Annotated in this window: 18 protein-coding genes; 12 read left to right on the plus strand and 6 right to left on the minus strand. The window is 73.7% G+C overall.

Features of this window, described 5'->3' with window-relative positions:
• Positions 1-35: 35 nt before the first annotated feature.
• Positions 36-713: a hypothetical protein gene (locus FXF50_RS25115; protein WP_148431381.1), complete on the minus strand. Its 678-nt coding sequence runs from the start codon at positions 711-713 to the stop codon at positions 36-38.
• 70 nt (positions 714-783) lie between these two features.
• Here FXF50_RS25115 and FXF50_RS25120 point away from each other — a divergent pair, with 70 nt between their 5' ends.
• Genes FXF50_RS25120 through FXF50_RS25130 form a run of 3 tightly spaced genes read left to right on the plus strand, consistent with a single transcriptional unit; the run spans position 784 to position 5,188 of the window.
• Entirely contained in the window at positions 784-3,402 is a 2,619-nt protein-coding gene (locus tag FXF50_RS25120) for a valine--tRNA ligase (RefSeq protein WP_148431383.1), read from the plus strand.
• The gene (locus FXF50_RS25125; RefSeq protein WP_148431385.1) at positions 3,399-4,733 is read left to right on the plus strand and encodes a folylpolyglutamate synthase/dihydrofolate synthase family protein; all 1,335 of its coding nucleotides are present in this window, start codon (positions 3,399-3,401) and stop codon (positions 4,731-4,733) included. The genes FXF50_RS25120 and FXF50_RS25125 overlap by 4 nt, the downstream gene beginning before the upstream one ends.
• Entirely contained in the window at positions 4,730-5,188 is a 459-nt protein-coding gene (locus FXF50_RS25130) for a DUF4233 domain-containing protein (RefSeq protein WP_255510182.1), read from the plus strand. Before FXF50_RS25125 ends, FXF50_RS25130 begins: the two co-directional genes overlap by 4 nt.
• Before the next feature lie 30 nt (positions 5,189-5,218).
• Here the strand turns inward: FXF50_RS25130 and FXF50_RS25135 are convergent, their stop codons facing one another.
• Complete coding sequence (locus FXF50_RS25135; RefSeq protein ID WP_148431387.1) at positions 5,219-6,466, minus strand: VOC family protein; 1,248 nt, start codon at positions 6,464-6,466, stop codon at positions 5,219-5,221.
• Positions 6,467-6,610: 144 nt separating this feature from the next.
• On the opposite strand from FXF50_RS25135, the gene ndk reads away from it, so the two are divergent.
• Positions 6,611-7,036, plus strand: coding sequence for a nucleoside-diphosphate kinase (ndk, locus tag FXF50_RS25140; protein WP_091319140.1), 426 nt, complete (start codon positions 6,611-6,613; stop codon positions 7,034-7,036).
• 56 nt (positions 7,037-7,092) lie between these two features.
• Here ndk and sigJ read toward each other — a convergent pair whose 3' ends face one another.
• Positions 7,093-7,980 (minus strand): RNA polymerase sigma factor SigJ, encoded by an 888-nt coding sequence (gene sigJ / locus FXF50_RS25145; protein ID WP_255510183.1) that lies wholly within the window; start codon positions 7,978-7,980, stop codon positions 7,093-7,095.
• Entirely contained in the window at positions 7,977-8,417 is a 441-nt protein-coding gene (locus FXF50_RS25150) for a carboxymuconolactone decarboxylase family protein (RefSeq protein ID WP_091319142.1), read from the minus strand. The genes sigJ and FXF50_RS25150 overlap by 4 nt, the downstream gene beginning before the upstream one ends.
• A gap of 405 nt (positions 8,418-8,822) precedes the next feature.
• Between FXF50_RS25150 and ileS the strand changes: the two genes are divergently transcribed.
• Together ileS and FXF50_RS25165 are read left to right on the plus strand one after the other, a co-directional pair.
• Complete coding sequence (gene ileS / locus FXF50_RS25160) at positions 8,823-11,969, plus strand: isoleucine--tRNA ligase (protein WP_148431390.1); 3,147 nt, start codon at positions 8,823-8,825, stop codon at positions 11,967-11,969.
• A 133-nt stretch (positions 11,970-12,102) separates the two neighbouring features.
• Positions 12,103-12,792, plus strand: coding sequence for a 1-acyl-sn-glycerol-3-phosphate acyltransferase (locus FXF50_RS25165; RefSeq protein WP_148431392.1), 690 nt, complete (start codon positions 12,103-12,105; stop codon positions 12,790-12,792).
• Between the two features lie 4 nt (positions 12,793-12,796).
• Here FXF50_RS25165 and FXF50_RS25170 read toward each other — a convergent pair whose 3' ends face one another.
• Both FXF50_RS25170 and FXF50_RS30025 read right to left on the minus strand, forming a co-directional pair.
• A complete protein-coding gene (locus FXF50_RS25170) occupies positions 12,797-14,266 on the minus strand; it encodes a cryptochrome/photolyase family protein (RefSeq protein WP_148431394.1) in 1,470 nt (489 codons plus the stop codon).
• A gap of 88 nt (positions 14,267-14,354) precedes the next feature.
• Positions 14,355-15,887 carry a hypothetical protein gene (locus FXF50_RS30025; RefSeq protein ID WP_148431396.1) on the minus strand — a complete coding sequence of 511 codons (1,533 nt, stop codon included), beginning with the start codon at positions 15,885-15,887 and terminating at the stop codon, positions 14,355-14,357.
• Between the two features lie 248 nt (positions 15,888-16,135).
• On the opposite strand from FXF50_RS30025, the gene FXF50_RS25180 reads away from it, so the two are divergent.
• The 6 genes from FXF50_RS25180 to FXF50_RS25205 all read left to right on the plus strand — a co-directional run bounded on the left by FXF50_RS25180 (position 16,136) and on the right by FXF50_RS25205 (position 25,680).
• Positions 16,136-18,121, plus strand: coding sequence for a TIGR03960 family B12-binding radical SAM protein (locus FXF50_RS25180; protein WP_148431398.1), 1,986 nt, complete (start codon positions 16,136-16,138; stop codon positions 18,119-18,121).
• A 180-nt stretch (positions 18,122-18,301) separates the two neighbouring features.
• Complete coding sequence (locus FXF50_RS25185) at positions 18,302-18,745, plus strand: hypothetical protein (RefSeq protein ID WP_148431399.1); 444 nt, start codon at positions 18,302-18,304, stop codon at positions 18,743-18,745.
• A gap of 13 nt (positions 18,746-18,758) precedes the next feature.
• Entirely contained in the window at positions 18,759-20,213 is a 1,455-nt protein-coding gene (locus FXF50_RS25190) for a hypothetical protein (protein ID WP_148431401.1), read from the plus strand.
• A 10-nt stretch (positions 20,214-20,223) separates the two neighbouring features.
• Positions 20,224-21,597: a type VII secretion-associated serine protease mycosin gene (gene mycP / locus FXF50_RS25195; RefSeq protein ID WP_148431403.1), complete on the plus strand. Its 1,374-nt coding sequence runs from the start codon at positions 20,224-20,226 to the stop codon at positions 21,595-21,597.
• A 244-nt stretch (positions 21,598-21,841) separates the two neighbouring features.
• Positions 21,842-22,561, plus strand: coding sequence for a TIGR03936 family radical SAM-associated protein (locus tag FXF50_RS25200; protein ID WP_148431499.1), 720 nt, complete (start codon positions 21,842-21,844; stop codon positions 22,559-22,561).
• Positions 22,562-22,692: 131 nt separating this feature from the next.
• A complete protein-coding gene (locus FXF50_RS25205) occupies positions 22,693-25,680 on the plus strand; it encodes an Rne/Rng family ribonuclease (RefSeq protein WP_148431405.1) in 2,988 nt (995 codons plus the stop codon).
• The last annotated feature ends 29 nt before the right edge of the window (positions 25,681-25,709 follow it).

The following is a 25,709-nucleotide window of genomic DNA, read 5'->3' on the forward strand; positions in this document are numbered from 1 at the left end:
GAGCGAAATGGCGCCCCCGAGAGGCGCCCTTCCGTTCACCGGTGCTGGATGCCCTCGCGGAGCTTGCGGAACAGCGCCGCGGACTCGTCCACCGACCGGCCCGGGAACATCCCCATCGCCACGCTGCCGTGGTCGGCCCAGCCGCAGACCGCGAAGTCGCCGCCGTCGCCGCTGGTCGTGCCGCACTTCATGACGCCGCCCAGGCGGCCGGCGTCCACCTCGCGCAGGCCGGTCACCTTGCCGGTCTCGTCGGCCATCAGCCCGAAGAGGCTGTCCAGGTCCCGCTCCGGCTGCCACAGCAGGGTGGTGCCGCCGAAGAGCAGCACCGATCGCTTGGCGTCCGCCGGGTCGGTGTAGACCGTGCCGAAGCTGCGGTCCAGCTCGATGTCGGCGGCGAAACCGTCGCGCAGGTAGTCGGCGGTGCTGCGGGCCCGGTCGCTGTCGTCCCGGGTGAGCCCCGCCACCGTGGCCGGCGCGGTCAGCTCGGTGTCCTTCTCCGCCAGCACCCGCCAGCCGCCGAGGCCGAGCGCCCCGGCGCCGGCCAGCCCGACCACGAGCGCGGCCGTTAGCGCGATCTTCCGCCGCCGCGAGACGGGGCGTCGGTCGGGCTCCAGCGCGGGGTCGCGGCGGCTCAGCCGGATCGGCTCGTCGGTCAGGTCGACCGGCTCGGGGCCCTCGTCGACCGGACGCTCGGTGAGGTGCGCGTCGGACATGTCCGCCACCGTACGCGAACTAACAGGTGGCGCACGTCGGGTCTCCGAAAGCGCTCCGTAGACTTTCAGGGTGACCGAGAGACTGGATGCCCGACGCCCCGACGCCCCGACCCTTGCCGGCCAGTACCAGCCCGGCGAGGTAGAGCAGCGACGGTACGAGCAGTGGGTAGCCGCCGGCCACTTCCGGGCGTCGGCGGACAGCGACAAGCCGCCCTTCACGATCGTCATCCCGCCGCCGAACGTCACCGGCTCGCTGCACATGGGCCACGCGTTCGAGCACACCCTCATGGACGCGTTGAACCGGCGCAAGCGGATGCAGGGCTACGAGGCGCTCTGGTTGCCCGGCATGGACCACGCCGGCATCGCCACCCAGAACCTGGTCGAGCGGCAGCTCGCCGGCGAGGGCCTGTCCCGGCACGACCTCGGTCGGGAGAAGTTCGTCGAGCGGGTCTGGCAGTGGAAGGCCGAGTCCGGCGGCGCCATCCTGGGCCAGATGCGCCGCCTCGGCGACGCGGTCGACTGGGACCGCGAGCGCTTCACCATGGACGAGGGCCTGTCCCGGGCCGTCCAGACCATGTTCAAGAAGCTCTTCGACGACGGGCTCATCTACCGGGCGAACCGGATCATCAACTGGTGCCCGCGCTGCCTCACCGCGCTCTCCGACATCGAGGTCGAGCACACCGACGACGAGGGTGAGCTGATCTCGATCCGCTACAGCGACGAGGTCGTGGTGGCCACCACCCGGGCCGAGACCATGCTCGGCGACACCGCGGTCGCGGTGCACCCGGACGACGAGCGCTACCGGCACCTCATCGGCACCGAGGTGGCCCTGCCGCTGACCGACCGGCGCATCCCGATCGTCGCCGACGAGCACGTCGACCCGAGCTTCGGCACCGGCATGGTCAAGGTGACCCCGGCGCACGACCCGAACGACTTCGAGATCGGCCAGCGGCACGACCTGCCGCAGCTCACGATCATGGACGAGCGCGGCATCATCACGGCGCCGGGCCCGTTCCAGGGCCTGGACCGGTACGAGGCCCGCCCGGCGATCGTGGCGGCGCTGCGCGAGCAGGGCCTGATCGTGGCCGAGAAGCGGCCGTACGTGCACGCCGTGGGGCACTGCTCCCGGTGCAAGACCACGGTCGAGCCGCGGCTGTCGCTCCAGTGGTTCGTCAACACCGCCCCGCTGGCCAAGGCGGCCGGTGACGCGGTGCGCGACGGCCGGGTGAAGATCGAGCCGGCCGAGCTGGCCAAGCGCTACTTCGCCTGGGTCGACAACATGCACGACTGGTGCATCTCCCGCCAGCTCTGGTGGGGTCACCGCATCCCCGTCTGGTACGGCCCGGACGGCGAGATCGTCTGCGTCGGCCCGGACGAGGAGCCGCCGACCGGCGACGGCTGGCGGCAGGACGAGGACGTCCTGGACACCTGGTTCTCCAGCGGCCTCTGGCCGTTCTCCACCCTCGGCTGGCCGGAGCGCACCCCGGACCTCGCGAAGTTCTACCCGACCAGCGTGCTGGTCACCGGCTACGACATCCTGTTCTTCTGGGTCGCCCGGATGATGATGTTCGGCCTCTACGCCATGGACGGCGTGCAGCCGTTCGACGTGGTCGCCCTGCACGGCATGGTCCGCGACGAGCACGGCAAGAAGATGTCGAAGTCGTTCGGCAACGTGGTCGACCCGCTGGACTGGATCGACCGGTTCGGCGCCGACGCCACCCGGTTCACGCTGGCCCGGGGCGCCAACCCCGGTCAGGACGTGCCGGTCAGCGAGGAGTGGTGCCAGGGCTCGCGGAACTTCTGCAACAAGCTCTGGAACGCCACCCGGTTCGCGCTGCTCAACGGCGCGCACACCGACGGGCCGCTGCCGGCCCCGGCGGAGCTGTCGACCGTCGACCGGTGGATCCTCTCCCGGCTGGCGCATGTCACGGCCGAGGTGGACGAGCAGTTCGAGGCGTACGAGTTCGCCAAGGTCTGTGACCTGCTCTACCACTTCGCCTGGGACGACGTCTGCGACTGGTACGTGGAGCTGAGCAAGCCGGTGCTGGCCGAGGGCGGGCCGGCCGCCGACGCCACCCGCCGGGTGCTGGGGCACGTGCTGGACCAGCTGCTGCGGCTGCTGCACCCGGTGATCCCGTTCGTGACCGAGGAGCTGTGGACCGCGCTGACCGGCGGCGAGACGGTGATGACCGCCGCGTGGCCGGTGGCCGACCGTACCCTCGTGGACGACGCCGCGGAGGTCGAGGTCGGCACCCTCCAGCGGGTGGTGACCGAGATCCGGCGCTTCCGGTCCGACCAGGGGCTGCGCCCGACGCAGCGGGTGGCGGCCCGGCTCGACGGCCTCGCCGGCGCGGGCATCGCGGCGCACGAGCCGCTGGTCCGCTCGCTGGTCCGGCTCGACGCGCCCGGCGACGACTTCCAGGCCAGCGCCACCCTCGCCATGCCGGGCGAGGTCAGCGTCGCGCTGGACACCCGGGGTTCGATCGACGTGGCCGCCGAGCGGGCCCGACTGACCAAGGACCGGGCGGCCGCCGAGAAGGAGGCCGCGCAGGCGCGGGCGAAGCTGGACAACCCGGCGTTCGTCGGCAAGGCGCCGGAGCCGGTGGTCGCCAAGATCCGCGAGCGGCTGGCGGTGGCCGAGGCGGATCTGGTCCGGATCGACGCCGCCCTGGAGGCGCTGCCGTCGTGACCGACCGCACCGAGTTCGCCGAGGTGGAGGCCGCGCTCAACGCGCGCGGCTTCACCCGCATGCGCTTCGAGCTGGAGAAGATCGAGAGCCTGCTCGACCTGCTCGGCAGCCCGCAGCGGGCATACCCGTCGATCCACCTGACCGGCACCAACGGCAAGACGTCGACCGCCCGGATGATCGACTCGCTGCTGCGGGCGTTCGGGCTGCACACCGGCCGCTACACCAGCCCGCACCTGGAGACCGTCCGGGAGCGGATCAGCCTGGACGGCGAGCCGGTCAGCGAGGACCGCTTCGTGGCGACCTACCGCGAGGTGGCGCCCCTCGCCGAGCTGGTCGACCACCGCTCCGAGGAGCCGCTGACCTACTTCGACCTGACCACCGCGCTGGCCTTCGCCACCTTCGCCGACGCCCCCGTGGACGTCGCCGTGGTGGAGGTGGGGCTCGGCGGCGCCGAGGACGCCACCAACGTGATCCAGGCCGGGGTCGCCGTGATCACCCCGATCGGGCTGGACCACACCGAGTGGCTGGGCGACACCATCGAGGACATCGCGCTGCACAAGGCGGGCATCATCCACTCCGGCGCCACGGTGATCGCGGCGGCCCAGGAGGAGGAGGCCGCCCGGCCGATCCTGGAGCGCTGCGCCGAGGTGGGCGCCACCGTCGCCCGCGAGGGCGCCGAGTTCGGCGTGCTGCGCCGCGCGGTGGCCGTCGGCGGCCAGGTGCTCACCATCCAGGGCCTGGGCGGGGTGTACGAGGAGATCTTCATTCCGCTGCACGGCGCCCACCAGGCGCAGAACGCCGCCGTGGCGCTGGCCGCGGTGGAGGCGTTCCTCGGCGCGGGCGCGCGGCGGCAGCTCGACATCGAGGCGGTCCGGGAGGGCTTCGCGGCGACCAGCTCGCCGGGGCGGCTGGAGAAGGTACGCACCGCCCCGACGATCCTGCTCGACGGCGCGCACAACCCGCACGGGATGGCCGCCACCGTCACCGCGCTCCAGGAGGAGTTCGCGTTCAGCAAGCTGGTCGGCGTGCTGGCCGTGCTCGGCGACAAGGACGCGGCCAGCCTGCTGGAGCTGCTGGAGCCGGTCCTCGACTCGATCGTGGTCACCGCGAACAGCTCGCCCCGGGCGATGCCCGTCGACGAGCTGGCCGCGCTGGCCCGGGAGACCTTCGGGCCGGACCGGGTGCAGGTGGCCGAGGAGATGCCGGACGCCATCGAGGCGGCCGTCGCCGAGGCCGAGTCCGACGTGCCGGGCGAGCTGGCCGGGGTGGGCGTGCTGATCACCGGATCGGTGGTGACCGTGGCCGACGCCCGCCGGCTGCTCAAGCGATGACCGGCCCGGTGGAGGAGCGCCCCGGCAGGAGCGCCCCGACCGAAGGCGCTCAGATCCAGGGCGCTCAGGCCGAAGGCGCTCAGGCCGAAGGCGCTCAGGCCGAGGGCGGCGGGCAGCGGCGGTCCGGGCTGCGCAACCCGGACAAGGCGGTTCGTGGCCTCGGCGCCGGCACACTCGCCCTGGAGGCGCTCGTGCTGCTGCTGGCCATCCAGCCGATCCGGGTGGTCGGCGGCGACCTGAGCGGCGCGGCCATCGCCGCGATCGTCGCCCTGGCGGTCGCCTGCGTGGCGCTCGCCGGCCAGATGAAGCGGGCCTGGGCCTGGCACGCCGGCACGGTGCTCCAGGGCCTGCTGCTGCTCTCCGGGCTGCTGCACTGGTCGCTGTTCGCGCTCGGCGTCATGTTCGCGCTGGTGTGGGCGTACGCGCTGCACGTGCGGCGGGTCATCCTCGGCTGAGCGCCGGCCCGCCGGCTGCGGGGCGGGGGCTCAGGCGTCGGCGAGGGTGCGCCACTGGGTGAGCGCCACGCCGTGCCCGTCCGGGTCGCGGAAGGCGGCCGCCCACACCTCCAGCTTGGTGCCCCGGTTGACCACCCGCGGGGCGTACGTGAACCGGACGCCCGAGCCGCGCAGCCGCTCGTACGCCGCCTGGATGTCGTCGACCTCGAGGTTGACGTGAACCAGCCGGCGGCTGATCGGAGCGGCCCCGGTGACCCGGCGCAGCACCAGGCGGGTCGGCCCGGAGGCGAGGACGGCGTTGCCCTCGCCCCGGTCCAGCTCGTCGAAGCCGAGGTCCCGGTAGAAGGCCAGGGACCGGTCGAGGTCGGTGACGAGCAGGGTGATGCCGACCCCGCTGATCGGGCTCGCCACCTCGGCCGGCTCGTCGTCGCCGGCCGGGCCGAAGATGGCCTCGTCCAGCTCCTCCGGCGTGGGCGGCGCCTCGCCGGGCGGCTCGTCCAGCGGAACGTCGATGGGGTCCACCGGCACGGTGTCGAACCGCTCCTCGGCGGGCGGGCGCGGCGCCGGGGCCCGGCGGGGGAGCGGGCCGCCCACGGTGGGCTCGACCAGCTGCCCCTCCAGCACCACTCCGCCGCCGGGGCGCTGGTGCAGCACCACCGGCTCCCGCTCCTCCGGCAGCACGGTGAGGTCGTCGAGGAGGGGGTCCGGCGCGGGCGGGAAGTCGTCGCGGAAGTCGTCCTCCGGGGCCCGGTCGGCCCACGGCGGGGCCTCCTGCCCGATGAGCACCTCGTCGACCGGGTCCGGGTCGGCGTACTCGGGCGGCAGGTCGGCCACCGCGGCGGCGGTCTCGGCGTGGGTGGGCACCTCGTCCCAGAGCACGCGGACGTGCCGCTGGTCGTCCAGGGCGACCCGGACGGGCAGCGCCTGGCCGAGCGACGGCCACTTGGCGACCGGGACCCGCGGCTCGATGATCTTCTTGGACCGGGGCGGCAGGCCGGGCGCGTCGATCACCAGTTGCAGCTCGCAGCGGCCGAAGGCGTACTGGGTGGGCGGCTCGGAGGCGCTGTGCACATGACCCAGCCCGACCACCCAGGTGCGGCCGCCGCCGCGGACCGTGGCCAGCGCGATGGCCAGCACCAGCAGGGCGAAGCCGAGCGCCACGATGGCCCAGCTCGTCATGCCCAGCCCGAACAGGATCACGAACGTGGCCAGGGTGCCCAGCACGGCGCCGATCAGCTTGCGCACCGGCGCGATCGGTCGGTTCCCGCCATTCGCCACAGTGGACCTCCCAGGGGTTCCAGGGCCAGGCTAGGCCGCCGCGACGACCCAGGGAAGGAGTAGCCGCCGCGCCGGCGCCGGGACCGGGTCGCTACGCTGACCGTACCCAGCCCGACCCGGTTCCGCGCACAGGAGGAAACCAGCGTGTCCAGCAGCAGCCCGGACGAGCGCACGCTCGTACTGATCAAGCCCGACGCGGTCCGCCGCGGTCTGGTGGGGGAGATCCTCGCCCGTTTCGAGCGCAAGGGCCTGCGGATCGACGCGCTGGTGACCCGCACCATGGACGGCGACTTCGCCGACCAGCACTACGCCGAGCACGTGGACAAGCCGTTCTACCCGCCGCTGAAGGCGTTCATGACCGGCGGTCCGCTGGTCGCCCTGGTGCTCTCCGGCGACCAGGTGATCGAGGTGGTCCGCGGCATGATCGGCAGCACCGACGGCCGCAAGGCCGCCGCCGGCACGATCCGCGGCGACTTCTCCCTCTCCAACCGGGAGAACCTGGTCCACGCCTCCGACTCGGTCGACAGCGCCAAGCGCGAGATCGGCCTCTGGTTCCCCGAGCTGGGCTGACCCGGCGTCACCACGGCCCCGGTCCCGCGCCCGCGGGCCGGGGCCGCGGCACGTGCTCAGTCGGGCAGGAGGTCCAGCTTGTCCGGGTTGCCGACCAGGTAGAAGCCGGTGATCCGGCCGTCGGCGGCGGCCACGGAGAGCGTGTAGCGGGCCCCGGACGGCAGGCGCAGCAGCAGCGCCGGCGCGCCGTTGAGCTCGATCCGGTCGCCCCGGACGCCGGGGTGGCGGCGGTGGAACAGGCCGGTGAAGAAGCGGGCGATCCGCTCCGCGCCGAGCACCGGGTTGCGGGCGGCCGAGACCCGGCCGCCGCCGTCGTTCCAGGCGGTGGCGTCGTCGGCGACGAGGCCGGTCAGCCGGGCCAGGTCGCCGTCGCGCGCCGCGGCCAGAAAGGCGTCCAGCAGCCGCCGCTGCTCCGCCGCTCCGGCGGTGAACCGCCGCCGGCCCTCGGCGATCCGCGCGACCGCCCGGTGGTGCAGCTGCCGGCAGTCCGCCGCGGACCGGTCGAGCAGGTCGCCGATCTCGGCGTACGGCAGGGCGAAGGCGGTGTGCAGCACGTACACCGCGCGCTCGGGCGGGGTGAGCCGTTCCAGCAGGTGCAGCAGCGCGGTGGAGAGCGTCTCCCGCTGCTCGACGGTCTCCAGCGGGCCGAACGGCGACGGATCGGTCGGCACCGGCTCGGGCAGCCACGGCCCCACGTAGGTCTCCCGGGCCGCCTGCCGGGCCCGCAGCCGGTCCAGGGCGAGCCGGGTGACCACCCGGGACAGGTAGCGGCGCGGTTCGGCCACGCTGTCCCGGTCGACGTCCAGCCAGCGCAGGTACGCCTCCTGGAGCACGTCCTCGGCGTCGTGCAGGCTGCCGAGCAGCCGGTACGCCAGCCCGAGCAGCATCGGCCGGTGCGCGACGAGCGCACCGGCCGCCTGCGCCGCCGCCGAGGGTGAGGTCACACCTCGACCGGCGGCTCGGTGCGGGTGCTCACCGAGATCCGGTTCCACACGTTGATTGTGGCGATCGCGACCACCAGATCGGCCAGTTCCTTCTCCGACCAGACCTTCGCGGCGGCGTCCCACACGTCGTCCGGCACGCCGTGCTCGCCGAGCCGGGTCACCGAGTCGGTCAGCGCCAGCGCGGTCCGCTCCCGCTCGGTGAAGAAGGGCGCCTCCCGCCACGCCGCGACGGCGAACAGCCGCCGGCTGGACTCCCCGGCCGCCAGCGCGTCCCGGCTGTGCATGTCCACGCAGAACGAGCAGCCGTTCAGCATCGACGCCCGCAGCTTGACCAGCTCCAGCACGGTGTGGTCGACGTTCTTCTGCACGTACTTCTCCAGGCCGAGCACCGCCTGGTACGCCTGCGGCACCACCGCCGGCATGTCGATTCGGCTCATGGCCGCCTCCCTCATCTCGTCGGTACGCCCGTACGACGGATCGGGGCCGGGGCGGTGTGACGGTGCGAGGTGTGACGGTGATCTCGGATGTCGTCGTCAACCTCATGATCACCGGGGTGGGGCGATAGTCGGAGGCGGGACGGGGGGTGGGTCGAGTACGCTTGTGGGCACACAGGCGACGACCCGGCCATCACCGGTGAGCCTCCGGAAGAACGGCCGGGTGACCGGCTCAGTAGAACCGGACGGGACGGCCCGTCACAGCCGACCAACGAGCGGGCGGTCGCACCTTGACCGTCAAGCGGGGTGGTACCGCGGGCCACCCGGGGGCGCCGACACGGCCAACCCGGAGAAGCTCGTCCTCGCAGACCCACCGACGAGTGAGCTGCGCGAGGAGAGCGACCCCCGATGGCCTATCCGTTGCACGACCCGACCGCCGGCGGCGTCCCGGCGAGCCCGGACCTGCCCGCGGTCGAGCGCCGGGTCCTGGAGCACTGGACGGCCGACAAGACCTTCGAGGCGTCGGTCGAGGCCCGCCCCGCCGGGCAGGACGGCAAGAACGAGTACGTCTTCTACGACGGGCCGCCCTTCGCCAACGGCCTGCCCCACTACGGCCACCTCTTCACCGGCTACGTCAAGGACGTGGTGCCGCGCTACCAGACCATGCGCGGCCGGCACGTCGAGCGCCGGTTCGGCTGGGACTGCCACGGCCTGCCCGCCGAGGTGGTGGCCGAGAAGCAACTCGGCATCACCACCAAGGCGGAGATCCTCGACCTCGGCGTGGCCCGGTTCAACGAGGCCTGCCGCACCTCGGTGCTGGAGTTCACCCAGGACTGGGAGCGGTACGTCACCCGGCAGGCCCGCTGGGTCGACTTCGCCAACGACTACAAGACGCTCGACCTGGACTACATGGAAAGCGTCATGTGGGCCTTCCGGACCCTGCACGACAAGGGTCTGGTCTACGAGGGCTTCCGGGTGCTGGCGTACTGCTGGCGGTGCGAGACCCCGCTGTCGAACACCGAGACCCGGATGGACGACGTCTACAAGGACCGGCACGACCCCACGCTGACCGTGTGGTTCGAGCTGACCGCGGACGAGTCGGCCCCCGAGCCGGTGCGCGGCCCGGTGCGGCTCGGCGTCTGGACCACCACGCCGTGGACGCTGCCGTCGAACCTGGCGCTCGCCGTCGGCCCCGACATCGAGTACGCGGTGCTGGAGCGCGACGGGCAGCGGTTCGTCGTCGGCGCGGCGCGGCTGGGCGCGTACGCCAAGGAGCTGGAGGGGTACGAGCAGGTCGGCACCGTGTACGGCCGCGACCTGGTCGGGCGCCGCTACACCCCGCTCTACGACTTCCTGGTCGAGCACGCCGGCGAGAACGCCTACCAGGTGCTCGGCGCGGAGTTCGTCACCACCGAGGACGGCACCGGGATCGTCCACCTGGCCCCGGCCTTCGGTGAGGACGACCAGAACACCTGCAACGCGGCCGGCATCCCGACCGTCGTGACGGTCGACGACCACACCCGGTTCACCGGGCTGGTCCCGCCGTACCAGGGCGAGCAGGTCTTCGACGTGAACAAGCCGGTGATCCGGGAGCTGAAGGAGCGGGGGGTGGTGCTGCGGCAGGACACCTACACCCACTCCTACCCGCACTGCTGGCGCTGCGACACGCCGCTGGTCTACAAGGCGGTCTCCTCCTGGTTCGTCGCGGTCACCCGGTTCAAGGACCGGATGGTCGAGCTGAACCAGCAGATCAACTGGACTCCGGGGCACATCAAGGACGGCTCGTTCGGCAAGTGGCTGGCCAACGCCCGGGACTGGTCGATCAGCCGGAACCGGTTCTGGGGTTCGCCGATCCCGGTGTGGAAGTCCGACGACCCGAACTACCCGCGGGTCGACGTGTACGGCTCGCTGGACGAGCTGGAGCGGGACTTCGGCGTACGCCTGACCGACCTGCACCGGCCGGCGGTGGACGACCTGGTCCGCCCCAACCCGGACGACCCGACCGGGAAGTCGATGATGCGCCGGGTGCCCGAGGTGCTGGACTGCTGGTTCGAGTCCGGCTCGATGCCGTTCGCCCAGGTGCACTACCCGTTCGAGAACCGCGAGTGGTTCGAGCACCACTACCCGGGCGACTTCATCGTCGAGTACATCGGACAGACGCGCGGCTGGTTCTACACCATGCACGTGCTGGCCACCGCGCTGTTCGACCGGCCGGCGTTCCGCAACTGCCTGAGCCACGGCATCCTGCTCGGCTCCGACGGGCGCAAGATGTCCAAGAGCCTGCGCAACTACCCGGACGTCTACCACGTGTTCGACTCGTACGGGTCGGACGCGATGCGCTGGATGCTGATGTCCTCGCCGGTGCTGCGCGGCGGCGACATGGCGGTCACCGAGACGCTCATCCGGGACGCCGTGCGGCAGGTGCTGCTGCCGCTCTGGAACGTCTGGTACTTCTTCTCGCTCTACGCCAACGCGGACGGCTACACGGCGAAGCGGCGGGTGGACTCCACCCACCTGCTCGACCGGTACGTGCTGGCGAAGACGAACGAGCTGGTGTCGACGGTCCAGGGGCAGTTCGACGCGTACGACATCTCGGGCGCCTGCGCCACCGTCCGGTCCTACCTGGACGCGCTGACCAACTGGTACGTGCGCCGGTCCCGGGACCGGTTCTGGGCGGGCGACGCGGACGCGTTCGACACGCTGTGGACGGTGCTGGAGACGCTCTGCCGGGTGGTGGCGCCGCTGGCGCCGCTGACCGCGGAGGAGATCTGGCGCGGCCTCACCGGCGAGCGGTCGGTGCACCTGACCGACTGGCCGTCGGCGGAGGAGTTCCCGGCCGACCACGACCTCGTGGCCGCCATGGACAACGTGCGGGCGGTCGCCTCGGCGGCCCTGTCGCTGCGCAAGGCCAAGGGGCTGCGGGTCCGGCTGCCGCTGTCGAAGCTGACCGTGGCCTCCCCGGTCGCGGCCCAGCTGCGGCCCTTCGCCGACCTGGTCGCCGACGAGGTCAACGTGAAGGCGGTGGAGATCACCGACGAGGTGTCCGCCTACTGCCAGCAGGTGCTGACCGTGGTGCCCCGGGCGCTCGGCCCGCGGGTCGGCAAGTCGGTCCAGCAGGTGATCAAGGCGGTCAAGGCGGGGGAGTGGGAGCTGGTCGACGGCGCCCCGGTCGCCGCCGGGATCACCCTGGCCGAGGGCGAGTACGAGCTGCGCCTCGTCGCGGCCGACGCCGAGCACTCCGCGCCGCTGCCCGGTGGCGAGGGCGTCGTCGTGCTGGACACCGAGGTCACCCCGGAGCTGGCCGCCGAGGGGCTGGCCCGGGACGTGGTCCGCGTGGTGCAGCAGGCCCGCCGGGACGCCGACCTCGACGTCTCGGACCGGATCGTGGTGGCCGTCTCCGCCTCGGAGGAGGTCCGCGCGGCGGTCGCCGCGTACACCGACTTCGTGGCCCGGGAGGTCCTGGCCGACACGGTCGACTTCGCCGAGGGCGTCGACGGCTTCGCCGGCGAGGTCGGCGAGGGTGAGCGGGTGACGGTGGCCGTCCGGCGGGTATGAGCTCGTGATGACGGTGGTCCGGCGGCGGGGACGTCGCCGGACCACCCCCCGGGCGGCCGGCCACCCAATCCGCCCGTGGTGGAACCGTCCGCTACCGTGACACCGCCTGCCCAGTACGACCGCCGGAGGACCCGTGCCCCTGCTCTACACCATCGGCAAGCTCATCGTGGCGCCCACGGTGCGGTTGGCCTTCCGTCCGCATGTGGAGGGGCTGGAGCACATCCCGGCGACCGGCGGGGCGATCTTCGCGGGCAACCACCTCTCCGTCGCCGACGAGCTGCTGCTCGGCACGGTGGTCCCGCGGCACCTGGCGTTCTGGGCCAAGTCGGAGTACTTCACGGGCACCGGGGTGAAGGGCGCGTTCTCCAAGTTCGTGCTCACCGGGCTGGGCGCCATCCCGGTCGAGCGGGCCGGCGGCCGGGCCGCGCTGTCCGCGTTCGACGCCGCCATCCCCGTGCTCAAGGCCGGCGACCTGGTGGCCGTCTACCCCGAGGGGACCCGCTCGCCCGACGGGCGGCTCTACCGGGGGCGGACCGGCGCCGCGCGGCTGGCCGTGGCGGCCGGCGTGCCGATCATCCCGGTGGGCGTGACCGGCACCGACAAGGCGCAGCCGATCGGCACGCGGGTGCCCCGGCCGGGCCGAGGGGAGATCACCATCCGGTTCGGCAAGCCGCTGGACTTCACCGGCCGGTCGGACGACCGCACGTCGCTGCGGGAGATGACCGACGAGATGATGGCCGAGATCCAGAAGCTCACCGGCCAGGAGTACGTGCCGCGCTACGCGCCGAAGCGCGCCGAGCCCACCGCCGACCCGACCGCCTGAGGCGTCACGGCGGGTCGCTGCCGCGCCGCTTCTCCTGGGCCACCACCGCGTCCAGGTCACCGAGGCGGCTCAGCTGCTTCATGGTGCGCGCCATCCGCGCGTTCGCCGGGATCCGGCTGCGGTTGCGGGCCAGGAACGCCCAGTGGCCGGCGGTGAACGGGCACGCGTCCTCGCCGACGCGCTGGCGCGGGTCGTAGCGGCAGCCCCCGCAGTAGTCGCTCATCCGGTTGATGTACGCGCCCCCGGCCACGTACGGCTTGGTGGTCATCCGGCCCAGGTCGGCGTACTGGCTCATGCCGACCACGTTGCCGGTCATCACCCACTCGTAGCCGTCCACGAACCGGGTGTGGAACCACTCGACCAGCTCCGCCGGGCGCCAGCCGCGCTGGAGGGCGTAGTTGCCGAGCACCATGAGCCGCGGGATGTGGTGCGCCCAGGCCCGGTCGCGGACGCCGGTGAGCACGTCGGCGAGGCAGCGCGCGTCGACCGCGTCCGCGTCCAGGTCGCGCCACCAGTCCGGCAGGGAGCGGCGGGCGCTCAACTCGTTGCTGTCCCCCCAGCCCCTCCCGAAGTACCAGTAGGTGTGCCAGACGTAGTCCCGCCAGCCCATCACCTGCCGGACGAAGCCCTCCACGGCGGCCAGCGGCGCGCCCTGCCGCCGGTACGCCCGCTCGGCGCCCCGGACCGCCTCCATCGGGTCCAGCAGGCCCAGGTTGAACGAGGACGACAGCAGGCTGTGCGCCAGCCACGGGTCGGTGGAGAGCATGGCGTCCTCGTACCGGCCGAACGCGGCGAGCCGGTGCCGGAGGAAGTGCCGCAACCGCGCCGTCGCCTCCCCGGCCGTGGCCGGGAAACGGCGCGGCCCGTCCCGCCCGGTGAACCGGATGCCCTCCCGCGCCCAGCGGTCCAGGTCGGCCCGGACCTCCGCGTCGATGTCGTCCTCCTTCGGCATCGGCGGCGCCGGCACGCCGAGCCGCCCGTCCTTCGGCGGCGGCTCGCGGTTCTCCGTGTCGAAGCTCCACCGGCCGCCGGCCGGCTCGTGGCCGTCCATCAGCACCCCGTGGTGCTCCCGGGCGAACCGGTAGAACGCCTCCATCCGCAGCGCGCCCCGCCGGCCGTCGGCCCAGTCGGCGAAGTCCTCCAGGCTGGTCACGTGGCCCCGGGCCGGCAGCACGGTCACCCGGTCCAGCTCGCGGACGAACTCCAGCGCCCGCCGCGACGTCGGGTGGCAGACCTCCAGCGGCTCGCGGACCGTCCGCAGCGCCTGCCCGTACGTCTCGCCGCGCAGGAAGATCGCCTGGTCGCCCAGCTCGGCGGCGCGGTGCCGCAGCGCGGAGAGGATCAGGTGGGCCTTCTGCCGGTGGTAGACCCGGCGCCGGAAGACGGCCTTGGACTCGATGAGGAGAACCGGCTGCTTCCGCTCGTCGAGGAAGTGCGGCCCCAGCTGGTCAGCGAAGAGCCAACGCCGCGACATGTCCCGATTGTCGCCCCTCGGGCCGATCCGGCCCGGAAGCAAGACGGAACCTTTACGTGTTCGATACGTTGCGAACAGTGACGAAGGTTCAGGATCCCTCGGGGACCACGACCTGCTCGCGCAGCTCGTCCAGCAGCCGGCCGCTGTCGTCCAGCGACAGCCGGGTGAAGACGCCGGTGGCCAGGCTGCCGTGGTCGACCGAGGTGCACACCACCACCGTGTCGCCCTCGGCCCGGCCGACCGCGCAGCGCTCGTACCGGCCCCGGACGCCGGTCTCCACCGGCACGGACGGCTTGAGGTCGTACCGGTCGGTGAGGCGGGCCAGCTCGGCCTCCGCGTCCGACTCCGGGCTCAGCCGGAACCCGGTGCCGCCGAACAGGGTGACCCGCTTGCCATCGGTCGTGCTGTAGATCCCCGCGAAGGTGTCCTCGGCGAGCAGGTGCGCCTGGCCTACCTGTGACTTCAGCTCCTCGGCGGCGGCCTGGCTGCGCTCGTCCTGACGCAGCCGCAGCGAACCGAGCTGGTCGGGCAGGCTCGCGCGGGCCGGGTACTGGGCGGAGAGCGGCTGGACCCACCAGAGCGGCACGCCGCAGCAGCAGGCGACGGTGAGCAGCAGCACCCAGGGCCAGCGGCGCCGGCGGCGGACCGGCACGGCCACGTACCCCTTGGGCGGCTGCCACCCCGGCGGCGCGGTCACCGCCGGCGGGGTCTTCCCGCGGCGCTGCTTCGGCAGCGTGGGCCCCGGCGGGGCGACCGCCGGCGGCGGGGCCGGGGCCGGGCGGGCGGCGGGCGCCGGGTGCCGCGGCGGCGCCGACGCGACGGGCGGGGCCGGGTAGGGCGGGGTGTGAGCCGGCGGCGGGTGCGGCACCGGGTAGGGCGCCGTGTAGGGCAGCGTCGGCGGCAGCGCCGGGAAGTCGGCGGAGTGCAGGTCCCAGCCGGTGGTGTCCACGCCCTCCCACGGGTCGACCGGAACCTGGTGCTCCGGCGAGTCCGCCGGCGGCACCGGCGTGGGCTCGGCCGACTCGCCCCAGGCGCGCTTGCGCGGCGGCGGGGGCGGTACGGCCGCCGAGCCGCTCCAGCGGGGCGCGGCAGGCTCGGCGGGGGTGGCGTCCGCCGGGTCCTCGACCCGCGTCGGGTCGGGTCGCCGCTCCACCCGGGTGGGGTCGGGGCGGGGCGCGACCGGGGCCGCGCCGGCGGCGCGGGCGGGGCCGGGCACGGCGGCGGAACCGCGGGCGGGATGTGCGGGCGAGACCGGGGTGGGGTCGGGGTCCGGGTCGGGTTGCGCCTCGACGTCCGGCGCCGCCTGGGCATCGGGTGCGGCCTGGCCCTGTGGTTCGACCCGGACGACGGCTTCGGACTGCGTGCCGGCTGCGGCTTCGGTGTCCCGTGCCGCCTGGCTGTCGGGTTCGGCCTGTGGCTCCGGCTCGGCCTGCCCGGCGGGCTCGGCCGGCGCGGTGGTCTCAGCCGGCGCGGAGGAGGCGTCGGTCGTGGTCGGGGGCGTGGGGGCGGCCTGCGGCGGCACGTCGGGCGACGGCCCGGTGGCCGCCGGATCCCCGTCCCGGCCGGTGGCCGGGGTGCCCCCGTCGGCCGGCCGGTCCGCCCCCGGCTGCGGCTGCGACATCGCGGCAATCTCCTCTCGCGCCGGAGACGAGGTTAATACCGCCCCGCCACCCCGACGAATCCCCCGGCAGGCCCCGCCATCGCCCCGCCACCCGTGTCGATCAAGAAGTTTGCGTCCGGTCGCCGGCGATCCGGACGCCAAGCTCTTGATCAACCCGGGCGGGGGAGGCTGCGGCGCTGGTCGGGCCGGGCGCGCGGGGGAGCGGTGCGGCGTGGTGGGTGGCGGGGGACCGCGTACCCTTGGGCATCATGAGTGCCCCGTCGACGACGCCGCGCCCGGTCGCGGCCAATTCCGTGTGGCCGCGGCTGGAGCCGCTGCTGCCCCAGGTGACCAAGCCCATCCAGTACGTCGGTGGCGAGCTGGGCGCGGTGGTCAAGGACTGGGACGCGGCGACCGTCCGGTGGGCGCTGATGTATCCCGACGCGTACGAGGTGGGCCTGCCCAACCAGGGCGTGCAGATCCTCTACGAGGTGCTCAACGAGCTGCCCGACGTGCTGGCCGAGCGGACGTACGCGGTCTGGCCGGACCTGGAGAAGCTGATGCGCGCCCACGGCGTGCCGCAGTTCACCGTCGACGCCCACCGGGCGGTGCGCGACTTCGACGTGTTCGGCGTCTCCTTCTCCACCGAGCTGGGCTACACGAACCTGCTCACCGCGATCGACCTGGCCGGCATCCCGCTGCTGGCCGCCGACCGCACCGAGGCGGACCCGGTGATCGTGGCCGGCGGGCACGCCGCGTTCAACCCGGAGCCGATCGCCGACTTCATCGACGCCGCCGTGCTCGGCGACGGCGAGGAGGCGGTGCTGGAGATCACCGCGATCGTCCGGGACTGGAAGGCCGAGGGCTGCCCGGGCGGCCGGGACGAGCTGCTGCTGCGGCTGGCCCGCACCGAGAGCATCTACGTGCCGCGCTTCTACGACGTGGACTACCTGCCCGACGGCCGGATCCAGCGGGTCGTGCCGAACCGTCCCGACGTGCCGTTCCGGGTGCACAAGCGCACGACCATGGACCTGGACGCCTGGCCGTACCCGAAGAAGCCCCTCGTGCCGCTGGCCGAGACGGTCCACGAGCGGTACGCGGTGGAGATCTTCCGCGGCTGCACCCGGGGCTGCCGGTTCTGCCAGGCCGGCATGATCACCCGCCCGGTGCGGGAGCGCTCGATCACCACGGTCGGCCAGATGGTGCAGCAGGGGCTGGAGTTCTCCGGCTTCCACGAGGTGGGCCTGCTGTCCCTGTCGTCGGCCGACCACTCCGAGATCGGCGACATGTGCTCCGGCCTCGCGCAGCAGTACGAGGGCACCAACGTCTCGCTGTCGCTGCCGTCGACCCGCGTGGACGCCTTCAACATCGACCTGGCGCAGGAGCTGTCCCGCAACGGGCGGCGGACCGGCCTGACCTTCGCCCCGGAGGGTGGGTCGGAGCGGATCCGCAAGGTCATCAACAAGATGGTGTCGAAGGAAGACCTGATCCGCACCGTCGTCACCGCGTACACCAACGGCTGGCGGCAGGTGAAGCTCTACTTCATGTGCGGCCTGCCCACCGAGACCGACTCCGACGTCCTCGAGATCGCCGACATGGCGCACGAGGTCATCCGGGCCGGCCGGGCGGCGACCGGGTCCAAGGACATCCGCTGCACCGTCTCGATCGGTGGCTTCGTGCCGAAGCCGCACACCCCGTTCCAGTGGGCCGCCATGGAGCGCCCGGAGGTCATCGACGGCCGGCTGAAGCTGCTCAAGCAGGCCATCAACAGCGACCGGTCGCTGGGCCGGGCCATCGGCTTCCGCTACCACGACGGCGAGCCGTCGCTGATCGAGGGCCTGCTGTCCCGGGGCGACCGCCGGGTCGGCGCGGTGATCCGCAAGGTCTGGGAGAACGGCGGCCGGTTCGACGGCTGGAGCGAGCACTTCTCCTACCAGCGCTGGGTGGACGCGGCGGCCGAGGTGCTGCCGTCCTTCGGGGTGGACCTCGACTGGTACACCACCCGGGAGCGCGACGAGCTGGAGGTCCTGCCCTGGGACCACCTCGACTCCGGCCTGGACAAGGACTGGCTCTGGCAGGACTGGCAGGACTCCCTGTCCGAGTACGAACAGGACGACTGCCGCTGGACGCCTTGCTTCGACTGCGGCGTCTGCCCGTCCATGGACACCGAGATCCAGATCGGCCCGACCGGTAAGAAGCTGCTGCCGTTGACCCCGGTCAACGGGCTCAAGCTGCCCACCGGCGCCCAGCAGTAGCACCACCGACGCACACCCGAGCGCGGGATCCCCACGGGGTTCCCGCGCTCCGTCACATTCCGGGACTCGTCACCCGTCGATGTCCCGCGCCGCGGGGTGGGGGTGCCTCGACTGGCTGTCACTCGATACGCTGCGTCCGTAGTGGACCGGCCGGGGGCCGGCAGCGGGGAGGGCAGCAGCATGGGTGACATCAGGCCGCCGGACACCGGCGATCTGCACGTCAGCGTCGAGGACCTGGAAGCCGCGGCGGAGTACGTCGAGCGCCTCAAGCAGTACGTCGACGACACCATCGGCTACGAGATGGAACGCATCAAGGAGCGGATGAAGGGCGACAGCAACAACGCGCAGACGGTGCCCAACGGCACGCCGTTCGGCGCGTACGAGGACGCCCGCATGCAGTGGCAGGCGCTGACGAAGTCGACGGCGAACATGGAGGGTCACCTCAAGGCGCTCTCCCTCAAGCTGGCCACCCTGAAGCAGGGCACCGAGGACATCGCCAAGGCGTTCCGCGACACCGAGGCCCGCAACGCCGCCAACGGCAAGGAGATCGAGCGGATGCTGGAGTCCGCCGCCCCGCCGCCGGCGACGGGCCAGCAGCCGCCCACCTACCCGTACACGGCCTGAGGGGGAGACGGTCATGGCTGGAGGAACCTGGGAGCGGTGCGTCCGCGAGGTGACGCTGTCGGCGGACCCGGAGACGGTCGGCTCGGTCGGCGTCGGGTGGAGCAGCCTCTCCACCGGCCTGGGCTACCTGCGCGACGCGCTCGTCGGGCGTTCCTTCGTCGGCCCGATCGCGCCCGGCCAGGAGCGCCCGCACAGCGGCGGCCTGCCCGGCCTGCTCGCCGGCTGGAAGGGCAGCGGCGGCGACGCGTACCGCGAGCACCTGGGCGAGATCGGCAAGGAGATCGAGGAGCTGATCACCCACGCCAGCAACGTCAGCGGTGCGCTGTCGCGGATCGAGGGTGACATCCGCAAGTCGGTGGCGAGCATCCCGATCCCGCTGATGGACGACTTCGGCTGGAACGAGTGGAGCCTGCCCAACGGCACCGAGCTCGACGACGCCCGCGACGGCGAGAGCGCCTCGGGCTTCCTGGCGGCGCTGCGCAAGGACTACCAGAGCAACCCCGCCTCGTACGCCGACGGCGCGTTCCGTGACAAGGCCGACGACCTCGAGGCGACCATGAAGGTCGACGGCAAGGCCAGCGACAACCAGCGCGACGGCTGGTGGGACACCAAGTCGCACCTGGACAACTGGTACCGGGACAACCAGCAGGCGGCCAACTCGGCCATGTCGCCGCTGCCCGCCGCGGTGGAGACCGAGCGGCCCAAGTTGGTGGTGCCGAGCCCGCAGGACAGCAGGGACGACTACCGGCCCGACGACCGCAAGCCGCCGTCCGGCCTGCCGGGCGGCGGTGGCGGCGGCGGTGGCGCGGGCGGCGGCTTCGGTGGCAGCGCGCCGGGCCTCGGCAGCACCGGCGCCGGTGGCGGCGGGGGCTCCTTCTCGGGCGGCGGCGGATCGCTGACGCCCCCGCCCACCACCGGAGGCCCCGACTTCGGCGGCGGGAGCGGCGGTGGCGCCGGCACCTACACACCGCCGTCGACCGGCGCCGGGTACCCGGGGGTCGGGACCGGCGACCACGACTACGGCACCGGCCTTGCCGGCGCGGGCGGGCCGAGCAGCATCGGCGGTGGCTACGGCGGCACCGGCGGTCTCGGTGGCGGCTCCGCGGGCCTCGGCGGTGCGGGCGGCGGCTTCGGTGGCGGCGGGGCCGGTCTCGGCTCGGCCGGCGGCATCGGTGGCGGCGGTGTCGGCGCGGCCGGCGGGATCGGCATGGGCGGCATCCCCGGCATGGTCGGTGGCGGCAACGGCAAGGTGCCCCCGATGACCAGCGCGGCCAGCGCGCTGCGCAACGCGGCCGGCGCGGGCGCGGGTGGCGCGCGCGGCGCCGGCATGATGGGCGGCGGCATGATGGGCGGCGGGCACGGCGGGGCCGGGCACGGCGGCAGCGGCAGCGAGCACTCGTCGTGGTTGACTGAGGACGACGATCCGTGGGGCAGCGGTGACGCCGCGTCCCCGGGCATCCTGCGCTGAGGACGGACGGATGAGGTTGCACGTGGGCATGCTCCGGCCGGTCGCGGCCGGCCTGGTGGCCGGGCTCATGGTGCTGGGGGCCGCCCAACCGGCGGCCGCCGCCCCGCGACGGGCCGAGCAGTGGTACCTGGACGAGCTGCGGATCGACCAGGTGCACAAGCTGTCCACCGGGCGCGGGGTGACCGTCGCCGTGGTGGACAGCGGCGTCGACGCCACCCACCCGGAGCTGGCCGGTCAGGTGCTCCCCGGTGGCCGCAGCTACGGGGCCCCGGGCGACGGACGCTCCGACGTGGAGGGCCATGGCACCCACATGGCCGGCATCATCGCGGCGCGCAACGCCGGCTCCGACGGGGTGACCGGCATCGCCCCCGGTGTGCGGATCCTGCCCATCAAGACGAAGCCGGGCAAGGGTGAGATCAGTGATGCGGCGTCGGCCCAGGGCATCCGGATGGCCGTCGACGGCGGCGCCAAGGTGATCAACCTGTCCTACGGCGGTGGGGGCGTGGCCTCCGCCGACGAGGAGTCCGCGATCAGGTACGCCCTGGACCGGGACGTGGTGCTGGTGGCCGCGGCGGGCAACACCGCCAAGGGGGACGTCGACGTGACCAGCCCGGCCAACGTCCCGGGGATCATCGCGGTGACCGGCACCACCCGGGGCGGGCGGTTCTGGTCGGGTTCGGTCCAGGGGCCGGAGGCCGTGGTGGCGGCCCCCGGCGACAGCATCTACAACGCGGGCCGGGACCACGGCTACGGCTGGGGTGACGGCACCTCCGACGCCACCGCGATCGTCTCCGGCGTGGCGGCGCTGATCCGGTCGAAATACCCGGACCTCTCCGCCCCCAACGTGATCAATCGGATCATCCGCACCGCCCGGGACGCCGGCCCGCCCGGCCGGGACCCGCAGTACGGCTTCGGCCGGATCGACGCGCTGGCGGCCCTGACCGCGAAGGTGCCGGCGGTCTCGGCGAACCCGCTCCTGGAGCCGGCCGCGGCCAGCCCGGCCCCACCGCAGGCCGCCGAGGACGACGACTTCGACGTCACCGAGCACGGCGACCGCGGCGGTCCCACGGACCAGCAGGTCATGGTCATCGGCATCGGCATCGCCGTGGCGCTGGTGGTGCTGGTGGCGCTGGTGGTCTTCCTGATCTGGAACCGGCGCCGCTACCGCCGCGAGGCGGCCCGGGCCGCCGCCGTACCGGACGAACTGCTCGACCGGGGCGCCGGGGGCGGTTACGGCACCCCGCCCGTCCCGGCCGGCTACCACGCCCCGCCGGGCGCGCCGGGTGGTCAGGCCCCGCCGGGCGCCAACCCGTACGCTCCGCCGCCCGGGCACCTTCCGCCCCCACCGGGGTCCTACCCGCCACCGGGCGGGAACCGGTCCTGAACCGTGGTGGCCGGCCGGGTGACCTGCGTGTCACCGGCCGGTCACCGTCGTCTCCGGGCGGGCGGGCAGGCCCCCGCTGACCGGTTCGAGCCGGTTCGTCCGGCCGCTTCCGCCGCCCCGGCTGCGGGCCGTGCCGGCCGCTGCGCCAGGATGGGACGGACACCCAGGTAAAGCCGAGGAGCTCACGATCGCCAGAAAGCCTCAACCCGAGGGCGGCCAGGCGCCGGTCGTCCAGCGGGTCCGGATCCGGTACGCCAAGCGTGGCCCGCTGCGGTTCACCTCGCACCGGGACTTCGCCCGGGCCTTCGAGCGCGCGTTGCGCCGGGCCGGCGTGCCGATCGCCTTCTCCCAGGGTTTCACCCCACACCCGAAGATCTCGTACGCCTCCGCGGCGCCCACGGGCGTGGCCAGCGAGGCGGAGTACCTGGAGATCGGCCTGCGCGAGCCGGTCGACCCGGCGCAGCTGCGGGCGGCCCTGGACGCCGCGCTGTCGCCCGGGCTCGACGTCCTGGACGCGGTGGAGGCCACCGGTGGCAGCCTGGCCGACCGCATCGAGGCGTCCCGCTGGCGGATCGAGCTGCCCGAGGTCGACCCGGCCGCGCTGGAGCGGGCGGTGAGCGCGTTCACGGCCGCCGAGGAGATCCAGGTCGAGCGGATGACCAAGCAGGGCCGGCGCACCTTCGACGCCCGTGCTGCGGTCATCGCCATCGATACGCTGCCGCCGTCCGAGACGCCTTCCGGGGCGACGGCCGTACCGTGTGCGATACTCGAACTGGTCGTGCGGCAGGTCACCCCGTCCGTACGACCCGATGACGTCCTTTCCGGCCTCCGCGTGGTGGCCGACCTGGAGCCGCCGGTCTCCCCGAGGGTGATCCGGCTGGCGCAGGGCACGCTGACCGCGCAGGGCGAGATCGTGGATCCGTTGGACGCGGACCGCGACGGGGCAGCCATCGGAGAACGCTGACCGACGGTCGGCGTTCTGGCAGGCAGACTTCGGCGGTCGCGCACCTGCGCGCCCGGCGGAAACACCTTTTGCGGCGACCCTGCGTGGCAGCGCTCACCCGCGCCCGGGGCAGCCAGAACTGGAGAACGTCCATGCTCGAGAACGAGCCCGAGGGCGGCGAACGGACCGGCGCAGAGCCGGCCGAGGCGACCGCCAGCAGCAGCACCGAAGGCACGGCCGAGGTCAAGCCGCCGGCCCGCAAGCGGGCCAGCCGCCGCAAGGCCGCGCCGCTGAACCAGCCGGAGCAGACCGATGCGCCGGTGGAGGCGCCGACGGCGGCGACCGGCAGCGGCGAGTCGCCGCAGGCCGAGGTGTTCGCCCCGGTCGCCGGTGACCTGGAGGCCGCGCCGAAGACCCGGCGGCGGCGCAAGGCGACCCCCGCCAAGGCGGTCGAGGAGCCGGTGGCCGCCGCCGACGTGGAGGCCGCCTCCGACGAGGTGGTGCCGCCGGTCAAGGTGACCCGTACCCGCCGCCGCAAGACCACCCCGCCGCCCGTGGAGGCCCCGGCCGACGAGTCGCCGACCGAGGCGCCCGCCGAGGCCGCCGGGCCGGCGGCCGAGCCGCACGCGGTGGCCGAGCCGCAGGCCGACGCCGAGCCGCCCGCCGCCGGCGAGCCCGAGGACGAGGACGCGGTCGGCGAGGACGCCGAGGACGAGCCGACCCCGGAGGACCAGGCCCGCCTGGCCCGCGCCGGCGGTCCGGAGGACCGGACCGGTGAGGTGTCGCCGGGTGCGGCCGTGCCGGGCCCGGCCGAGGAGCCCGCCCCGACCACCCGCCGCCGTCGGGCCGCGCTCTCCGCGCCGACCGTCCTGTTCATGCCTCCCCAGCCCGAGGAGGCCCCGGTCGTCCGGGTCACCTACCCGGTCGCCGAGGAGCCGGTCGAGGAGCCGGCGGAGACCGGTCGGCGCCGCCGGCGCGGCCGCCGCGAGGTCGAGCCGGTGGCGGCCGAGGTCGAGGCCGAGGAGGAGCCGACCACCGAGGCCGAGGAGACCGCCGAGGCGGAGGAGGACGAGGACGAGGCGGCCATGCGTCGCCGCCGTCGTCGGGGCCGCCGGGGCCGGGGCCGCGGCCGGGGCGCCGAGGAGGCCGAGGACGAGGAGGCCGAGGAGGCCGTCCGGGCCGAGGCCGCCGAAGCCGAGGCCGAGGAGACCGAGGACGAGGAGGAGGCCGAGGGCGAGGGGATGACCCGTCGTCGCCGTCGGCGCCGCCGCCGGGGCGCCGGCGAGGCGGAGACCGCCGCCGAGGACGGCGTGCCCACGGTCGTCAAGATCCGCGAGCCGCGCAAGGCCGTCGACGAGGTGCAGGGCGTCTCCGGGTCGACCCGGCTGGAGGCCAAGCGGCAGCGCCGCCGGGACGGCCGCGAGCAGCGGCGTACCCGACCGCCGATCCTCAGCGAGTCGGAGTTCCTGGCCCGCCGGGAGGCGGTCGACCGGGTGATGGCCGTGCGCCAGCGGGGCGACCGGACCCAGATCGCGGTCCTCGAGGACGGCGTGCTGGTCGAGCACTACGTGACCCGCAACTCGTCCGGCACCATGGCCGGCAACGTCTACCTGGGCAAGGTGCAGAACGTCCTGCCCAGCATGGAGGCGGCCTTCGTCGACATCGGGCGCGGCCGCAACGCCGTGCTCTACGCCGGCGAGGTCAACTGGGACACCACCGGCCTGGAGGGCCGGGCCCGCTCGATCGAGCACGCGCTCCGGTCGGGCGACTCGGTGCTGGTGCAGGTCACCAAGGACCCGATCGGGCACAAGGGCGCCCGGCTCACCAGCCACATCGCGCTCTCCGGCCGGCACCTGGTCTACGTGCCGAACGGCAACGCCTCCGGCATCAGCCGGAAGCTGCCGGACACCGAGCGCAAGCGGCTGCGGGACATCCTCAAGAAGCTGGTGCCGGACGGCGCCGGGGTGATCGTCCGGACGGCCGCCGAGGGCGCCAGCGAGGACGAGCTGGCCCGGGACGTCAAGCGGCTCCAGGCGCAGTGGGAGGAGATCCAGGCCAAGGCGGCCGAGGGCGGCGCCCCGGTGCTGCTCTACGAGGAGCCCGACCTGGTCATCCGGGTGGTGCGTGACCTCTTCAACGAGGACTTCCGGGAGCTGGTGATCGAGGGCGAGCAGGCGTACGACGAGGTCGAGTCGTACCTGTCGCACGTCTCGCCGGACCTCGTCGCCCGGCTGCGTCGCCACGCCGGCACCACCGACGTCTTCGCCGAGTACCGGATCGACGAGCAGATCCTCAAGGGGCTGGACCGGAAGGTCTTCCTCCCCTCCGGCGGGTCGCTGGTGATCGACCGGACCGAGGCCATGACCGTCATCGACGTCAACACCGGCAAGTACACCGGCTCCGGGGGCAACCTGGAGGAGACGGTCACCCGGAACAACCTGGAGGCGGCCGAGGAGATCGTGCGCCAGCTGCGGCTGCGCGACCTCGGCGGCATCGTGGTGATCGACTTCATCGACATGGTGCTGGAGTCGAACCGTGAGCTGGTGCTGCGCCGGCTCACCGAGTGCCTGGGCCGGGACCGCACCAAGCACCAGGTCACCGAGATCACCTCGCTGGGCCTGGTGCAGATGACCCGCAAGCGGATCGGCGCCGGCCTGCTGGAGGCGTTCAGCGAGACCTGCGAGTGCTGCAAGGGCCGGGGCGTGATCATTCACACCGAGCCGGTGCCGGAGAAGCCGCGCGGCGGCGCGGGGGAGAAGGTCAAGGCGGTCGCCTCGGCCGTCACCGCCCCCGCCGGCGAGGAGAAGGGCCGGCGCCGGGGCCGCAAGGCCGCCCCGGAGAAGCCCGCCGCGGAGGCCGCGGAGCAGCCCTCCCCGGCCGCGCCGGAGAAGGCCGTCGCCGAGGTGGTCGACACCCCGGAGGACGACTACTACGACACGCAGGGCTACGACCTGTCCCGGTTCGAGTCCCAGGCGGCGGCCGGCCCGGCGGTCACGGACAGCCAGGAGGGCGACTCGGCCCGGCTGGCCGCCGCGGACGACCCGGACGCCCTCGGCGACGGGGACGAGGAGGGCGCCGACACCGGCACCGCCCGCCGGCGGTCCCGGCGTGGCGGCGCCCGGCGGCGTACCCGGCCGTAGCCAGCTGACCCGCACGCGCGTTCGACAGG

This window comes from Micromonospora sp. AP08, assembly GCF_008085935.1.
Lineage (GTDB): Bacteria > Actinomycetota > Actinomycetes > Mycobacteriales > Micromonosporaceae > Micromonospora > Micromonospora chersina.

What these genes read in the sequence shown, in the direction of transcription:
- FXF50_RS25115 (WP_148431381.1), bottom strand. Translation starts at nt 713, where the DNA reads ATGTCCGACGCGCACCTCACCGAGCGTCCGGTCGACGAGGGCCCCGAG.
- FXF50_RS25130 (WP_255510182.1), top strand. Translation starts at nt 4,730, where the DNA reads ATGACCGGCCCGGTGGAGGAGCGCCCCGGCAGGAGCGCCCCGACCGAA.
- FXF50_RS25150 (WP_091319142.1), bottom strand. Translation starts at nt 8,417, where the DNA reads ATGAGCCGAATCGACATGCCGGCGGTGGTGCCGCAGGCGTACCAGGCG.
- ileS (WP_148431390.1), top strand. Translation starts at nt 8,823, where the DNA reads ATGGCCTATCCGTTGCACGACCCGACCGCCGGCGGCGTCCCGGCGAGC.
- FXF50_RS25170 (WP_148431394.1), bottom strand. Translation starts at nt 14,266, where the DNA reads ATGTCGCGGCGTTGGCTCTTCGCTGACCAGCTGGGGCCGCACTTCCTC.
- FXF50_RS30025 (WP_148431396.1), bottom strand. Translation starts at nt 15,887, where the DNA reads ATGTCGCAGCCGCAGCCGGGGGCGGACCGGCCGGCCGACGGGGGCACC.
- FXF50_RS25180 (WP_148431398.1), top strand. Translation starts at nt 16,136, where the DNA reads ATGAGTGCCCCGTCGACGACGCCGCGCCCGGTCGCGGCCAATTCCGTG.
- FXF50_RS25185 (WP_148431399.1), top strand. Translation starts at nt 18,302, where the DNA reads ATGGGTGACATCAGGCCGCCGGACACCGGCGATCTGCACGTCAGCGTC.
- FXF50_RS25190 (WP_148431401.1), top strand. Translation starts at nt 18,759, where the DNA reads ATGGCTGGAGGAACCTGGGAGCGGTGCGTCCGCGAGGTGACGCTGTCG.
- mycP (WP_148431403.1), top strand. Translation starts at nt 20,224, where the DNA reads ATGAGGTTGCACGTGGGCATGCTCCGGCCGGTCGCGGCCGGCCTGGTG.
- FXF50_RS25205 (WP_148431405.1), top strand. Translation starts at nt 22,693, where the DNA reads ATGCTCGAGAACGAGCCCGAGGGCGGCGAACGGACCGGCGCAGAGCCG.